Origin of the sequence: Streptomyces sp. NBC_00236, from assembly GCF_036195045.1 — a bacterium.
Classification (GTDB): Bacteria; Actinomycetota; Actinomycetes; order Streptomycetales; family Streptomycetaceae; genus Streptomyces.
The window spans coordinates 6694744-6711187 of sequence record NZ_CP108100.1 but is presented as its reverse complement, the minus strand read 5'-3'; the positions used below and the strand labels follow the sequence as shown (position 1 = coordinate 6711187).

The 16444-nt window shown below is 69.7% G+C and carries 10 protein-coding genes; 6 read left to right on the top strand and 4 right to left on the bottom strand.

What is annotated here, in order from left to right:
* Nucleotides 1-516 precede the first annotated feature (516 nt).
* Nucleotides 517-4362 carry a GH92 family glycosyl hydrolase gene (locus OG446_RS29950; RefSeq protein WP_328896922.1) on the top strand — a complete coding sequence of 1282 codons (3846 nt, stop codon included), beginning with the start codon at nt 517-519 and terminating at the stop codon, nt 4360-4362.
* A gap of 430 nt (nt 4363-4792) precedes the next feature.
* On the opposite strand, the gene OG446_RS29940 is transcribed toward OG446_RS29950, so the two are convergent.
* The 4 genes from OG446_RS29940 to xylB all read right to left on the bottom strand — a co-directional run bounded on the left by OG446_RS29940 (nt 4793) and on the right by xylB (nt 10342).
* Nucleotides 4793-5437 (bottom strand): histidine phosphatase family protein, encoded by a 645-nt coding sequence (locus OG446_RS29940; protein ID WP_328896921.1) that lies wholly within the window; start codon nt 5435-5437, stop codon nt 4793-4795.
* A gap of 124 nt (nt 5438-5561) precedes the next feature.
* Entirely contained in the window at nt 5562-6446 is an 885-nt protein-coding gene (locus tag OG446_RS29935; RefSeq protein ID WP_328896920.1) for an aminoglycoside phosphotransferase family protein, read from the bottom strand.
* Nucleotides 6447-6554: 108 nt separating this feature from the next.
* The gene (gene yicI, locus OG446_RS29930) at nt 6555-8810 is read right to left on the bottom strand and encodes an alpha-xylosidase (RefSeq protein ID WP_328896919.1); all 2256 of its coding nucleotides are present in this window, start codon (nt 8808-8810) and stop codon (nt 6555-6557) included.
* 47 nt (nt 8811-8857) lie between these two features.
* Nucleotides 8858-10342: a xylulokinase gene (xylB, locus tag OG446_RS29925; RefSeq protein WP_328896918.1), complete on the bottom strand. Its 1485-nt coding sequence runs from the start codon at nt 10340-10342 to the stop codon at nt 8858-8860.
* A 268-nt stretch (nt 10343-10610) separates the two neighbouring features.
* Between xylB and xylA the strand changes: the two genes are divergently transcribed.
* The 5 genes from xylA (at nt 10611) to OG446_RS29900 (ending at nt 16426) form a co-directional block, all read left to right on the top strand.
* A complete protein-coding gene (gene xylA, locus OG446_RS29920; RefSeq protein ID WP_328896917.1) occupies nt 10611-11780 on the top strand; it encodes a xylose isomerase in 1170 nt (389 codons plus the stop codon).
* A gap of 172 nt (nt 11781-11952) precedes the next feature.
* Complete coding sequence (locus OG446_RS29915) at nt 11953-13191, top strand: ABC transporter substrate-binding protein (RefSeq protein ID WP_328898456.1); 1239 nt, start codon at nt 11953-11955, stop codon at nt 13189-13191.
* A gap of 12 nt (nt 13192-13203) precedes the next feature.
* Entirely contained in the window at nt 13204-14175 is a 972-nt protein-coding gene (locus OG446_RS29910; protein WP_328896916.1) for a carbohydrate ABC transporter permease, read from the top strand.
* 5 nt (nt 14176-14180) lie between these two features.
* Nucleotides 14181-15035 carry a carbohydrate ABC transporter permease gene (locus OG446_RS29905; protein ID WP_328896915.1) on the top strand — a complete coding sequence of 285 codons (855 nt, stop codon included), beginning with the start codon at nt 14181-14183 and terminating at the stop codon, nt 15033-15035.
* A gap of 11 nt (nt 15036-15046) precedes the next feature.
* Nucleotides 15047-16426, top strand: coding sequence for a GH1 family beta-glucosidase (locus tag OG446_RS29900; protein ID WP_328896914.1), 1380 nt, complete (start codon nt 15047-15049; stop codon nt 16424-16426).
* Nucleotides 16427-16444: the final 18 nt, after the last annotated feature.

Here is a 16444-nt window from a genome sequence, read left to right as displayed (position 1 = left end):
CCGGGGGTGGATCCCATGCTCAAGTCCTCGCCTTCTCCAGGACTCAGGCGGTGTGTACCGGTCGCCCGTCGATATTCGCCTCAGGCGAAGGGCCCCGCCACCGCGGTCAGTTGCGCTTGGGTGGTACAGATTTCAGGCTAGCCATTGCAGTGGGGGGCACGGAGAGACCGAACAGCGGACGCACCTGCGGCGCCCCGTTGCCCTGCCCCCGTGTCTCCCTCGACCGCACAGTTGGAAAGAAGCTGTGCAGACGCCGACAGGTATAGTCCACTTGTCGCCAACTGAGCAAGATCGAATGCAGGTTTGGACGGCAGTCTTTCCCGAGTTGAGACCTCGCGGATACCTCGGCACCGCACGGCCTCCTTCGGATGTAACGATTTCCGCATTCCGGTCGATTCGAACACCGGCTCTGATCCAACACCCTTGACACCAACCGCCACTTCACTCCCTACTGGTTCCTGCGCCCCCCTCTGACAACGTTGTCCAAGCGCACTTCCTCGGGAGGAATGGCTCGGCATGCAGCCCCGACATGGTTCTCGCAAGAGACAAAGCAGCTCGGCCGCACTGATAGCGGCCTCACTCGTCCTGCTCGTGACAGCCCCCACCGCTGCCGCGGCCACCTCGGCCGGACCGGTTGCAGACGGCCAAAAGGCCACCGGCGAACGGACATTCAGCTCATCCTTCGAGGCGGACGAAAAGCAGCCGGACTGGCGCAATACCGTTGAAGAAGGCCCTGACGGCAAGAAGCGGTCATCGGGTATCGATGGCGGCTTCTCCGCCGGAATACCGGGCAATGTCACCGACAAGGTCACAGATGTCCGAGCCAGTGAGGAGAACACCGGCGGCGGCGAGGTGAAGGAAAACCTCGTCGACGGACAGTCCGGCACGAAGTGGCTGTCGTTCAAGTCCACCGCCTGGATCGAGTTCGACCTCGTCGAGCCGGTCAAGGTCGTCACGTACGCGCTGACTTCGGCCGACGACCACGACGAGCGGGACCCCAAGGACTGGACCCTTCAGGGCTCCGAGGACGGCAAGACCTGGACGGACCTGGACACCCGGACCGGCCAGACCTTCAGTGAGCGCTTCCAGACCAAGTCGTACGACTTCACGGCGGACAAGGCCTACCAGCACTTCCGCCTGGACATCACGAAGAACAACGGCGCCTCGGACGCGACCCAGCTCGCCGACGTCCAGTTCTCCGACGGGGACACCTCCGCCCCCGCCCCCGACGACATGCGCAGCCAGATCGACCGCGGCCCCTCCGGCTCCCCCACCGCCAAGGCCGGCGCGGGCTTCACCGGAAAGAAGGCGCTGCGGTACGCGGGCACGCACAAGGCGGACGGCCGGGCGTACTCGTACAACAAGATCTTCGACGTCAACACGGCCGTCACCCGGGACACCGAACTTTCCTACCTGGTGTACCCCCAGATGGGCGAGACGGACCTGTCCTACCCGGCCACGCACGTCGCGGTGGACCTCGCGTTCACGGACGGCACCTACCTCAGCGATCTGCGCGCCACCGACACCAACGGCGGACTGCTGACCCCCGGCGGCCAGGCCGACGCCAAGCGGCTGTACGTCAACCAGTGGAACAAGGTCGACGCGCGCATCGGCACGGTGGCGGCCGGCAAGACCGTCGACCGGATCCTCGTCGCGTACGACTCCCCCAAGGGCCCGTCGAAGTTCCAGGGCTGGATCGACGACGTCACGATCGCGCCGAAGGCTCCCGAGAAGCGCAAGAAGCACCTCTCGGACTACGCCTCGACCGTCCGCGGGACCAACTCCAGCGGCGGCTTCTCGCGCGGCAACAACTTCCCCGCCACCGCGGTGCCCAACGGTTTCAACTTCTGGACGCCGGTCACCAACGCCGGATCGACCAGCTGGCTGTACGACTACGCGCGCGGCAACAACGACGACAACCTGCCCACGCTGCAGGCCTTCAGCGCGAGCCACGAGCCGAGCCCGTGGATGGGCGACCGGCAGACCTTCCAGATGATGCCGTCGGCGGTCTCCGGCACCCCGGACGCCTCGCGCACGGCGCGCGCGCTGCCGTTCAGGCACGAGAACGAGACGGCGAGGCCCCACTACTACGGGGTGACGTTCGAGAACGGTCTCAAGGCCGAGATGACGCCGACCGACCACGCGGCACGGATGCGGTTCACGTATCCGGGCAAGGACGCGAGCATGGTCTTCGACAACGTCTCCAACGACGGCAGTCTGACCCTGGACCCGGGGACGAGCTCCTTCACGGGCTTCTCCGACGTGAAGAGCGGCGGCTCGACCGGTGCCACCCGGCTCTTCGTCTACGGCGTCTTCGACTCCCCCGTCACCGGCAGCGGCAAGCTCTCCGGCGGCGGTGGCGCGGACGTCACGGGCTACCTGCGCTTCGACGCGGGCAAGGACCGCACCGTCAACCTGCGGCTCGCCACCTCACTGATCAGCATCGACCAGGCCAAGCAGAACCTGGCCGCCGAGATCCCTGCCTCGCGCTCCTTCGACCGGGTCGAGGACAAGGCGCAGGACGCCTGGGACGACCTGCTGGGCAAGATCGAGGTCGAGGGCGCGTCCGCCGACCAGCTGACGACGCTGTACTCCAGCATGTACCGGCTGTACCTCTACCCGAACTCGGGCTTCGAGAAGGTCGGGGGGAAGGACAAGTACGCCTCCCCGTTCTCCCCGCAGGTCGGCTCGGACACCCCGACGCACACCGGCGCGAAGATCGTCGACGGCAAGGTGTACGTCAACAACGGCTTCTGGGACACCTACCGGACGACGTGGCCGGCGTACTCCTTCCTCACCCCGAAGAAGGCCGGCGAGATGGTCGACGGCTTCGTCCAGCAGTACAAGGACGGCGGCTGGATCTCCCGCTGGTCCTCCCCCGGCTACTCGGACCTGATGACGGGCACCTCCTCGGACGTCGCGTTCGCCGACGCGTACGTCAAGGGCGTGAAGTTCGACGCGGAGGCCGCGTACGACGCCGCCCTGAAGAACGCCACGGTCGTCCCGCCGTCCTCGGGCGTGGGCCGCAAGGGCATGGAGACGTCCCCGTTCGCCGGGTACGCCAACACCTCGACCCACGAGGGCCTGTCCTGGTCCCTTGAGGGCTACCTCAACGACTACGGCATCGCGCAGATGGGCCAGGCGCTCTACAAGAAGACGCACAAGCAGCACTACAAGGACGAGTCCGAGTACTTCCTGAACCGGGCCCGCAACTACGTCGAGCTCTTCGACGACAAGGCCGGCTTCTTCCAGGGCAAGAACGCCAAGGGCGACTGGCGGCTCCCGTCCGACCAGTACGACCCGCGGGTGTGGGGCTACGACTACACGGAGACCAACGGCTGGGGCTACGCCTTCACCGCCCCGCAGGACAGCAAGGGCCTCGCCAACCTCTACGGCGGCCGGGACGGCCTGGCCAAGAAGCTGGACACGTACTTCTCCACCCCCGAGACGGCCGGCCCGGAGTTCGTCGGCTCGTACGGCGGCGTCATCCACGAGATGACGGAGGCCCGTGACGTACGGATGGGCCAGTACGGCCACAGCAACCAGGTCGCGCACCACGTCACGTACATGTACGACGCGGCCTCGCAGCCGTACAAGACGCAGGAGAAGGTCCGCGAGGTCCTCGGCCGCCTGTACACGGGCAGCGAGATCGGCCAGGGGTACCACGGCGACGAGGACAACGGCGAGCAGTCGGCCTGGTTCCTCTTCTCCTCCCTCGGCTTCTACCCGCTGGTCATGGGCAGTGGCGAGTACGCGATCGGCTCCCCGCTGTTCACCAAGACGACCGTGCACCTGGAGAACGGCCACGACCTGGTCGTCAAGGCGCCGAAGAACAGCGCGAAGAACATCTACGTGCAGGGCCTGAAGGTCAACGGCAAGAAGTGGACCTCCACCTCGCTGCCGCACGACCTGCTGGCCAAGGGCGGGGTGCTGGAGTTCGACATGGGCTCCGAGCCGTCCGCCTGGGGCACCGGCAAGGACGCCGCCCCGGTCTCCATCACCAAGGACGACAAGGTGCCGGCGCCGAAGAAGGACGTTCTGAAGGGCGAGGGCGCCCTGTTCGACAACACCTCGGCCACGACGGCCGCCGTCTCCACGGTGGAACTGCCGGTCCCCTCGGCGACGAACGCGGTGCAGTACACGCTGACGTCGGGCGAGGCGGCCAAGGCGCCGAGCGGCTGGACGCTCCAGGGTTCGTCGGACGGCACGACGTGGAAGGACCTCGACAAGCGGTCCGGCCAGTCGTTCGCCTGGAACAAGCAGACGGGGGCGTTCACGGTGAACTCCCCCGGCTCGTACACGCATTACCGGCTGGTGCTCGACGGTGAGTCGACGCTCGCGGAGGTGGAGCTGATCTCCTGATCCCGCACCGCTTCACACGACCGGCCGGTACCTCCTCGCGGGGTACCGGCCGGTCGCGGTTCTCCCGTGCGGGTGGATCCGCGTCGATCAGGGGTATGGGGCCCTGGGCGGCAACCGCTGCATCCCGCGCCATGCCGCAGCCGAAGGACCTGGACCCGTACACCGATCCCCGCGCCTTCTACGGCGCCGAGTTACGCCGGCTGCGCGAGGCGGCGGGGCTGTCCCGGGGCGAGTTGGGATCCCGGGCGTTCTGTTCCGGGACGTCGCAACGGGGACGGCGGCGACTGCGTCGAGAGCGCCGACGGCCTGCCCGGCATCGTCCCCGTGCACGACGGCGAGGCGGGCCCCGAGGTGTCCGCGCTCACCTTCGCGCGGGAGCCCTGGGCGCCCTTCGTCGCGGCCCTCGGGGACGGCTCGCCCTGAGCCGCCCTCAGATGTGTTCCGGGGTCTCCGGGACGGCGGTGGGGAACAGGCTCTCCGGCAGGGTCACGTTCCAGGCCGTGATGACCGGCTGGCCGTGCTCCCTGCCGAGCCGGGACACGGCACCCGTGGCGAGCTGGAAGAGCGTGCCCTCGGCCGGGGTGAGCCCCAGGTATCGGGCCGTCAGTACGCGCAGGAAGTGGGAGTGCGCGACAAGCACGATGTCCTCGTCCCCGGCCCGTCCGGCGGCCTCCCTGACCTCGGCCAGGATCCGGTCGGCCCGTTCGCCGACCGCTTCGGGGGTTTCGCCCGGGTGCGCCTCGGGGCCCGCCGTGACGCCGTCCGTCCAGAGGTTCCAGCCGGGGCGGGTCAGGTGGATGTCGTGGGTGGTGATGCCCTCGTAGCCGCCGTAGTCCCACTCGCGCAGCTCCGGGGTGATGCGGGGCGCGGCAAGTCCCGCGAGCTCGGCGGTGCGCCGGGCCCGTACCGAGGGGCTGACCAGGGTGAGGGCGATGTGCCGGTCGGCGAGCAGCGGGGCGAGGGCGCGGGCCTGGCGTTCGCCGAGGGGCGTCAGGGGCAGATCGGTGTGGCTCGTGTGCTGTCCGTTGCGGGACCACTCGGTCTCGCCGTGCCGGATCAGGATCAACTCGCCCATGTGAAGGCCATCCGCTCTCGGTGCTGTTACCGCTCGTGCTGTCGGTGGTGTGAACCTCCTGGTCCACGATCGCATTCCGGCCGTGGCGAAACAGGCGGGCGCGCCCGGGCATGACCGGATGCGGCTACGCGCTCCGCCGCTGATCGGCCAGGATCTCCGCGATGACGTGCCGTGCGGTGTCGGCCATGAACGCGTTGGTCTGCCGGTAGTACCGGAGCTCCATCAGCGCGATCGACAGCGCCCAGCCGATGCCTCGCGCCCAGGCGGCGTCGTCCGCCTCCGCCGCGGCGCGGAAGGTGTCGCGCGCTGCGGCGGGCAGTACGTACCAGGCCGCGATCAGGTCGACGGCCGGGTCGCCGAGGCCGAGGCAGCCGAAGTCGATGACGGCGGTGAGCCGCCGGTCGGCCGTGAGCACGTTGCCCGGTTGCAGATCCGCGTGGATCCAGACGGGCGGGCCGGTCGGTGCGGGTGCGCGCAGGGCCGTCTGCCAGATCTCGGCGGCCGCCCCGGTGTCGAGGTCGGCGCGCAGGTCCGCGAGGGCCTCGCGGACTGCGGAGGTCCGGGCGGCCAAGGGCTCGCTGCGGTACGACGGGGGGCCGCCGGCGGGGTCGATGCGGTGGAGCGCGGTGACGAAGCCGGCCAGGTCCCGGGCGAACGGGGCCGCTTCGGAGGCGTCGCCGACTTTCGGGCAGTCCCCGTCGAGCCAGCCGTAGACCGACCAGGGGTAGGGGTAGCCCTCACCCGGCACGCCCGCGACCAGCGGGGCGGGGATGGCGACCGGGAGCGAGGGCGCAAGGCGCGGCAGCCAGTGGTGCTCGCCGGCCATGTCTTCGGCCGACCCGGCAGTACGCGGGAGGCGCACGACCATGTCATCACCGAGGCGATACATCGCGTTGGCGGTTCCGGCGGCGCCGACGCGTTCGACGGGGAGGCCGGACCAGTGGGGGAACTGCGCGGCGATCAGACGGTGCACCAGTGCGGCATCGGTTCCGGGCTCGTCGGCGTGCATCACTACCGTCCTGGGAGGTGATCATCGGTCGCCCGCCATACGACCTCGGCAGTGGCAGCCGGGTCAACCGTTTTCCCGTCCGGGGCCGGGCCCCGGACGGGAAAGGGATCAGCCCTTGACGACCTCCAGCGTCGCGTCGCCGACGACCACGACCTCGTACGGCCGGTCCGTGTCCGCCGTGACGCGGAGCGTGCCGCCCTCGCGGACCAGTTCGTACGTGGCGGCCGGGGCGCCCGTGAGGTCGGGGACCGTCACCGTGCGGGTGAAGTCGCCGAGGCCCTCGGGGGCGTACACGCGCAGTTCGAGGTTCTGCGTCCAGTCGCTGTCGGGGCGCGAGGCGTCCGCGCCGAGCGGCAGGACCGCGCCGGGGCGGACCAGGAGCGGGAGGCTGTCGAAGCCGTAGGTGTCCTGGCGCCAGGCCGGGCCGGTGACCGTCTCGCCGGTCAGGAAGTGGGTCCAGGTGCCCTCGGGGACGTAGTACTCGACGTGGCCGTCCTCGCTGAAGACCGGCGCCACGAGGAGGTCGGGGCCCAGCAGGTACTGGCGGTCCACCGTGCGGGTGGCCGGGTCGTCGGGGAACTCCAGCAGCATCGGGCGCATGGTGGGGACGCCGGTGCGGTGGGCCTCGACGGCGGCGCCGTACAGGTACGGCATCAGGCGGTGCTTCTGCTCGGTGAACTGCTTGGCGACCGCGACGGCCTCGTCGCCGAACTCCCACGGCACGCGGTACGACGAGGAGCCGTGCAGGCGGCTGTGCGAGGAGAGCAGGCCGAAGGCGAGCCAGCGCTTGAAGACCGCCGGGTCGGGCGTGCCCTCGAAGCCGCCGATGTCATGGCTCCAGAAACCGAAGCCGGACAGGGACAGGGAGAGACCGCCGCGCAGGGACTCGGCCATCGCCTCGAAGGAGGACCAGCAGTCGCCGCCCCAGTGGACCGGGAACTGCTGGCCGCCGGCGGTGGCGGAGCGGGCGAAGAGGACCGCCTCGCCCTGGCCGCGCTCCTTCTCCAGGAGCTCGAAGACCGACTTGTTGAACAGGTGCGTGTAGTAGTTGTGCATCCGCTCCGGGTCGGAGCCGTCGTGCCAGACGACGTCGGTGGGGATGCGCTCGCCGAAGTCCGTCTTGAAGCCGTCGACGCCCTGGTCGAGGAGGGGCTTCAGCTTGGACTGGAACCAGGCGGTGGCCTCGGGGTTGGTGAAGTCGACCAGCGCCATGCCGGCCTGCCACTTGTCCCACTGCCAGACGTCGCCCCCGGGGGTGAGGACGAAGTAGCCCTTCTCCGCGCCCTCCGCGTACAGGGCGCTCTTCTGCGCGATGTACGGGTTGATCCAGACGCAGATCTTCAGGCCCTTCGCCTTGAGCCGGGCGAGCATGCCGTCCGGGTCGGGGAACGTGTCCGGGTCCCACTCGAAGTCGCACCACTGGTACTCGCGCATCCAGAAGCAGTCGAAGTGGAAGACGGAGAGCGGGATGCCGCGCTCGGCCATGCCGTCGACGAACGAGGTGACGGTCGCCTCGTCGTAGTTGGTGGTGAACGAGGTGGTCAGCCAGAGGCCGAACGACCAGGCCGGCGGCAGGGCCGGGCGGCCGGTGAGCGCGGTGTAGCGGGTGAGGACGTCCTTGGGCGTGGGGCCGGCGACGACGAAATACTCCATCGTCTGGTCCTCGACGCTGAACTGCACCTGGCCGACGGCCTCGGAGCCGACCTCGAACGAGACCTTGCCGGGGTGGTTGACGAAGACGCCGTAGCCGCGTGAGGAGAGGTAGAACGGGATGTTCTTGTAGGCCTGTTCGCTGCTGGTGCCGCCGTCGGCCTGCCACATGTCGACGACCTGGCCGTTCTTGACGTACGGGGTGAACCGCTCGCCGAGGCCGTGGATCGTCTCGCCGACGCCGATGGCCAGCTGGGCGAACATGTGGTGCCCGCCGTCCTGGACCGTGGCGAAGGCGGTGCCCTTGGGTCCGGCGGTGGTCAGCACGCGACCGTCCGCGTCGAGGAACTCCAGGCCGAAGCCGCCCTCGGTGGGGAGCCGGAGGGTGAGCGGTCCGCTGGTGAGTTCGGCGGTGGGGCCGTCGTTACGGGTGGTGGCCGTGGTGTCCCCGGTGGCGCCGGGGAGACCGAAGTCGGGGCCGGGGTGGCGCTTGCCCGCGAGGTGGGTGACGCGGACGCCGATGACGCCTTCGGCGGCGGCGTACGCCTCCACCGTGATCAGGGGGGCGTTGAGCGTGTCCCCGCGCCGCGTCACGCGCTTGACGGCGGCGTGGGCGGTGAGGCGGTCGGCGTCGAGGCGGAGGGCGCGGGTTTCGGTGGCGTACGAGGCGTTCACACCGTCTCGCATCTGCCAGAAGCCGTCGGTGAACTTCATGGGGGGTCTTCCTTGGCCGGTGGTACGGGGATGTGCGGGGTACGTCGTCAGGGGTGCGTCGTCAGGAGTGCGGGCGTCGCCCGGTCCAGGACCGAGGTCACCCGGTCCCAGGTGGCCGTGTCCCGGGGCACGGCGGGCAGCACGCGCCCCTCGCCGGTGCCCCAGTCCGTCGCCAGGGCCACCGGGTCGCGGCCGGTGGCGGCGCCCGCGGCGAGGGCGGCCGCTCCCAGGGCCACCAGCTCGCCGGAGTCCGGAAGGATCACCGCCCGCCCGGACAGGCGGCGCACGGTCTCCACCCACATCGTGCCGCGCGCTCCCCCGCCGATGAGGCGCAGCGGCGCGTCGGGGGCGTCGAGCGGCAGTTCGTCCAGGGCGCGCAGGACGGCGACGACGGCGCCCTCGTAGGCGGCGCCGAGGATCTGCTGCCGGGTCGTGTCGTGCCGCAGCCCGTGCAGGAGCCCGGAGGCGGCCGGGAGGTCCGGGGTGCGCTCGCCGTCCAGGAAGGGCAGCAGCACGGCCTCGCCGCCGGGTACCGCGTCCTCGCGTTCCAGGCCGAGCAGCTCGGCGACCTTGTCCACGGCGAGGGTGCAGTTCAGGGTGCAGCCCAGCGGGAGGCGGGTGCCGTCGGCGGCGGCGAATCCGGCGAGGAGCGCGGAGTGCGGACGGTTGCGGGTGGCGGCGAAGACGGTGCCCGAGGTGCCGAGGCTGACGACGGGGTGGTCGAGGAGACCTTCGGCGCCGAGGCCCAGGCCCACCGCGGCCGCCATGTTGTCGCCGGTTCCGGCGGCGACGGGGATGCCGACGGGCAGGCCGAGGGCGGCGGCGGCCCGGGTGGTGAGGTGTCCGGCGACGGTGGCTCCGGTGGCGGCGACCGTGGACAGCATGTCCGCGCGGATGCCGGTGAGGGCGAGCAGCTCGGGGTCGTAACCCTGAGCGGCGGGGTCGTACCAGCACGTGCCGGACGCGTCGCCCGGGTCGGTGACGGCGGCGCCGGTCAGCCGTTCGGTGAGGAAGTCGTGCGGGAGGCGGACGGCGGCGGCCCTGGCGGCGGCGGCCGGTTCGTTCTCGCGGAGCCACATCCACTTGGCGGCGGTCATCGAGGCGACGGGCACCGATCCGGTGCGGTCCAGCCAGGCCTCACGGCCGAGTGCGGCGGTGAGGGCGGCGGCCTGGGGAGCGGAGCGGGTGTCGTTCCACAGGAGGGCGGGGCGCAGGGGGTTACCGTCGGCGTCCAGGGTGACGAGTCCGTGCTGCTGGCCGGCCACGGCGATCCCGGTGACGGCGGCCGGGTCCAGCCCCGATTCGGCGAGTGCTGCGGCGACGGCCGTGCGCAGGGCCTGCCACCACTGTTCGGGGTCGCTCTCGCGGGCGCCGCCCTGACCGGTCACGGTGTGCGGGGCCCGGCCCACGGCGAGCAGCCGGCCGGTCGCGGTGTCGACGACGACGGCCTTGGTGGACTGGGTGGAGCTGTCCACGCCGATGACGGCCGATACCGGGGCGGTGGCCGGGTTCTGGGCTGGTCGCGACGGCATGTCGTACCTCGTTCCTGTGGGTCCCGGTTTTGATCGTACACAAAACAAATAAATCTTCGAAGCGCTTCGACAGCCCCCGAAGCCGCTCCCACCCCGCCATGCGCGGGACACAAGACCCGCAACACGCAGCCACGTTGCCCCTATGTGACCGGCATGTCACTGGGATGGTCTAGAAACAAACGCCGAGATGCCGTATTAGTACTGGGAGCAAACAAATCGGTCGGACGGCAGAGCAGCCGCCCGGGCCATGTCGACAAGAGGCAGCAGAATGTCGAATCGCTTCACCCCCACCCCCGCCGACCGGTTCACCTTCGGGCTCTGGACCGTCGGCTGGCGAGGCAACGACCCCTTCGGTGACGCCACCCGCCCCGCCCTGGACCCGGTCGAGTCCGTCGAGCGCCTCGCGGAGCTCGGTGCGCACGGTGTGACGTTCCACGACGACGACCTGATTCCGTTCGGGTCCTCGGACAGCGAGCGCGCCGCGATCATCACGCGTTTCAAGGCCGCCCTGGACCGCACCGGTCTCAAGGTCCCCATGGCCACCACCAACCTCTTCACGCACCCCGTCTTCAAGGACGGCGGCTTCACGTCCAACGACCGCGATGTCCGCCGCTTCGCGCTGCGCAAGGTCATCCGCAACATCGACCTCGCCGTCGAGCTGGGCGCCGAGACGTATGTCGCCTGGGGCGGCCGCGAAGGCGCCGAGTCGGGTGGCGCCAAGGACGTGCGGAACGCGCTGGACCGGATGAAGGAAGCGTTCGACCTCCTCGGCGACTACGTCGTCGACCAGGGCTACGACCTGAAGTTCGCGATCGAGCCCAAGCCGAACGAGCCGCGCGGCGACATCCTGCTGCCCACCGTCGGCCACGCCCTCGCCTTCATCGAGCGCCTGGAGCGCCCGGAGATGTACGGCGTGAACCCCGAGGTCGGCCACGAGCAGATGGCCGGGCTGAACTTCGCGCACGGCATCGCGCAGGCCCTGTGGGCCGGCAAGCTCTTCCACATCGACCTCAACGGCCAGTCCGGCATCAAGTACGACCAGGACCTCCGCTTCGGCGCCGGCGACCTGCGCCAGGCCTTCTGGCTCGTCGACCTCCTGGAGAGCTCGGACTACGCGGGCCCGCTGCACTTCGACTTCAAGCCGGTGCGCACCGACGGCATCGACGGGGTCTGGGAGTCCGCGAAGAACTGCATGCGCAACTACCTGATCCTCAAGGAGCGCGCGCTGGCGTTCCGCGCCGACCCGGCCGTCCAGGAGGCGCTGGCCGCCTCGCGCCTGGACGAGCTGGCACAGCCGACCGCCGCCGACGGCGTCAAGGCCCTGCTCGCGGACCGTACCGCGTTCGAGGACTTCGACGTGGACGGCGCCGCCCAGCGCTCGATGGCCTTCGAGGCCCTCGACCAGCTCGCCATGGAGCACCTGCTCGGCGTCAGCTGACACCCCGGGGTGTCCGGCGGAGCGCCGTCGGACACCCCACTTCCCCGGGCACGGGACTGCCGGACCTGTGCCCGGGCTGATGGATCCACCCCGCCGGGACACAGTGGTCCCCTCGGGCCGGCACCCCTCTTCACGCAAGGGCACCATCGTGACTGCACCTTCTCCGGACGGCATGCGCCAGCCGCGCCGCCGTCATCACCGGCGGGTCATCGTCCCGCTCACCGCCGTCTCCGCGTTGCTCGGCGGAGTCGTCCTTTCCGGCTGCGGGCAGCAGGCCGACCCGAACGTGTACACCGTCATGAACTCGTCGACCGACGAGTCCTACCACCGCTGGGACGCCCAGACGCTGGCCCGGTGCAGCAAGGCGCTCGGGGTGAAGATCGAGCAGCAGAGCGTCCCCGCCTCGCAGGTGATGACGAAGGCCCTGCGGATGGCGTCCTCGAAGTCACTGCCCGACGTGCTCCAGCTGGACGCCTCGGAGATGCCGACGTTCGCCGAGGCCGGCGGGCTGATCCCGCTGAAGGACCTCGGTCTGACGACGCAGGACATCCCCGAGGGGATCGTCAACTTCGGCTCGTACCAGGGCAAGTACTACGGCGCGGCCCGCACCGTGAACACCCTGGCGCTGTTCTACAACAAGGACACCCTCGACAAGGCCGGCCTGGAGGTGCCCACCACCTGGGCCGAGATGCAGGCGACCGCGAAGAAGCTCACCCAGGGCAAGCGGTACGGCCTCGCGCTCAGCGCGGGCGGTGCGGAGGACGGCGTCTTCCAGTTCACCCCGTTCATGTGGTCCAACGGCGGCGACGAGACGAAGCTCGACACCCCCGAGGTCGCCGGGGCGCTGGACTACTGGAAGGCCCTCCTCAAGGACGGCTCGCTGTCCAAGTCCACGGTCAACTGGACCCAGGCCGATGTCAACGACCAGTTCATGGCCGGCAACGCCGCGATGATGATCAACGGCCCGTGGCAGGTCGAGAGCCTCAACGCCAAGAAGGGGCTCAACTGGGGCATCGCCCGGATCCCCGTCCCGAAGGCGGGCGACGAGTCGGTGGGACCGCTGGGCGGCGGAATCCTGACCGTGCCCAACACCGGTGACGAGGCGCGCGAGAAGATGGCCGCCCGGATCATCGGCTGCATGTCGGGTGAGCAGGAGGAGATCACCTACGCGATCAACAGCTGGATGGTCCCGGCCAACGAGAAGGCCGCCGAACTGTGGCGCAAGAAGACCCCGGAGCTGGCCGCTCTCGCCGACCAGGTCGCCACGGCCCGTTCGCGTACCGCCAAGGTCGGCGCGCAGTGGTCGTCCGTGTCGCTGGCCCTGCAGAGCGCCTTCCAGTCCGCGCTCACCGGTGAGTCCAGCGAGGCCGCTCTGAAGCGTGCCCAGCAGCAGGTCACGAGCGGGAACTGAGGTATACGAACCATGTCATCCACCACAGCCTCGGCCGCCGCGCTGCCGGCCGACCCGAAGGCCGCCTCGGCCGGTGCGGTCAAGAAGCCGGTGAACCCGCGGAGCGCCAAGCGGCGCAGGACGCTCGCCCAGTGGGGGTTCATCGCCCCCGCCGTGATCTTCATGGCGCTGTTCTTCGGCTACCCGCTCGTCCGCAACATCGTGATGAGCTTCCAGGACTACTCGCCGTCCACCTTCTTCACCGGCGACGCGCCGTTCAACGGCTTCGACAACTGGACCAACGTCTTCGAGGACGGACTGTTCGGCAAGGCCCTGTGGCAGACGATCCTCTTCACGATCGGATCGCTCGTCGGCCAGTTCTGCATCGGTCTGGCCCTCGCCGTCTTCTTCACCCGCCGCTTCCCGCTGAACGGCATCCTGCGCTCGCTGATCCTGCTGCCGTGGCTCGTCCCGATGGTCGTCTCCGGCATCGTGTGGCGGCGCATCTTCGACCAGGACACCGGTGTCCTCAACTCCTTCCTGGGCACCGTCGGCCTTCCCGGTGACACGCCCTGGCTGACGAGCACCAGCATGGCGCTGATCTCGGTGATCCTGGTGAACATCTGGATCGGCATCCCGTTCAACATGGTGATCCTCTACGGCGGCCTCCAGGAGGTCCCCAAGGAGCTGAACGAGGCCGCCGCACTCGACGGCGCGTCCGCCTGGCGCACGTTCCGCTCGGTCACCCTGCCGATGCTCAAGCCCGTCATCACCGTGGTGCTGGTGCTCGGCTTCATGTCGACGGTGAAGATCCTCGACCTGGTCCTCGCCCTCACCGACGGCGGGCCCGCCGACTCCACCCAGACGCTCGGCACGCTCACGTACCAGAACTCCTTCGTCCAGATGGACTTCGGGGCCGGTGCCGTGGTCGGCAACATCCTGATCCTGATCTCCGCCGTCTTCGCGGTGTTCTACCTGCGGGTCAACCGCAACGAGGGGAAGTGACCGGCATGGCGACCACCACCCAGATCCCCGCCGCCCCGGCTCCCGCCGTCCACCGGCCGAAGCGCCGCTGGGGAGCGACCGTCCTCGGCGTCGTCATCCTCGCGGTGATGCTGTTCCCGCTGTACTGGATGATCAACACCGCGCTGCAGCCGGACGCGAGCCTGGTCGACGTCGGCCCGGTCCCGACCGGCGTGGACTTCTCCGGCTTCACCTCCGCCTTCACCGAGCAGGGCGGCAACCTGCTGACCTCGCTGGCCGTGGCGCTCGGCGCCGTGGCCATCTGTCTGGCCATCTCCGCACCGGCGGCGTACGGTCTGGCCCAGTTCAACCTGCGCGGCGGCAAGACGATCGTCTTCGGCACGCTCATCACCCAGATGGTGCCCGGCATCGTCATCGCGAACGCCCTGTACAGCGCGTACGTGGACCTCGGCCTGGTCAACTCCTACTTCGGCCTGATGCTGGCGGACGCCTCGCTGGGCATCCCCTTCGCGATCGTACTGATGCGCTCGTTCATGGTGTCCATCCCGCGCGAGGTCATCGAGGCCGCCGAGGTCGACGGCGCCGGCCGCATCCGTACGTTCATCCAGGTCGTCCTGCCGATGAGCCGCAACTCGCTGATCACCGCCGGGCTGTTCTCGTTCCTGTACGCGTGGAGCGACTTCATGTTCGCGCTGACCCTGAACACCACGGACGAAGTAAAGCCGATCACACTGGGCATCTACCAGTACATCGGCGCCCACGTCGGTGACTGGGGTTCCGTCATGGCGGCGTCGGTCCTCTCGGCCGTGCCCGCCGCGGTCCTGCTCGTCCTGTCCCAGAAGTACATCGCCGCCGGGATCACCGGCGGATCCGTCAAGTAAGGGTCTGTTTCATGAGTGAGTTCCCGGTCTTCCCGCCCGGCTTCGTCTTCGGCGCGGCCACGGCCTCGTACCAGATCGAGGGTGCCGTGGAGGAGGACGGCCGCGGGCCGTCCATCTGGGACACCTACAGCCACACCCCGGGGAAGACCGACGGCGGTGACACGGGTGACGTGGCCTGCGACCACTACCACCGCTACCCCGAGGACGTGGCGCTGCTGCGTGACCTCGGCGTGGACTCGTACCGGTTCTCGATAGCCTGGTCGCGCATCCAGCCCGAGGGCAGCGGGGCGGTCAACGCCAAGGGCCTGGACTTCTACTCCCGGCTGGTCGACGAGCTCCTCGAAGCGGGCATCGAGCCGGCCGCCACCCTCTACCACTGGGACCTGCCGCAGGCCCTGGAGGACAAGGGCGGCTGGCGGGTACGCGAGACCGCGGAGCGCTTCGGTGAGTACACGGCGATCATGGCGGAGCACCTGGGCGACCGGGTGCCGCGCTGGATCACGCTGAACGAGCCGTGGTGCAGCGCGTTCCTCGGCTACTCGGTCGGCCGTCACGCACCTGGTGCGAAGGAGGGACGCGGGGCCCTGGCCGCCGCGCACCACCTGCTCGTCGGCCACGGCCACGCGATGACCGCGCTGCGCGCGGCGGGCGTCCGCGAGGCGGGCATCACGCTCAACCTGGACCGCAACGTCCCGGCCACCGAGTCGGACGCCGATCTCGCCGCGGTCGTCCGCGCGGACACCCAGCACAACCTCGTGTGGACCGAGCCGATCCTGGCGGGCCGCTACCCGGCCACCGAGGAGGAGACCTGGGGCGAGCTCATCACCGCGCAGGACTTCCGGCGCGAGGGCGACCTGGAGCTCATCTCCGAGCCGATGGACTTCCTGGGCATCAACTACTACCGCCCCATCGTGGTCGCCGCCGCCCCGCACCGCGAGGCCGACCCGGCCCTGCGGGTCGCCACCGACAACCGGTACAGCGAGGGCGAGTACCGGGGCGTCCGCAAGACGGCGATGAACTGGCCGGTCGTGCCCGAGTCCTTCACCGACCTGCTGACCGCGCTGAAGCAGACGTACGGCGACGCGCTGCCGCCGGTGCACATCACGGAGAACGGCTCGGCGGAGTTCGACTCCGTGGACGCCGACGGCTCGGTGCACGACGCGGACCGCGTCGAGTACCTGCAGACGCATCTGACGGCGCTGCGGGCGGCGATGGACGCGGGCGTCGACGTGCGCGGCTACTACGTGTGGTCGCTGCTGGACAACTTCGAGTGGGCGCTCGGGTACGCGAAGCGGTTCGGGATCATCCGGGTCGACTACGACACGCTGGAGCGCACGCCGAAGGACAGCTACCGCTGGTATCAGGAGCTGATCGCGGCCCACCGGAAGTAGTCCGGTCCTGCCTCATCC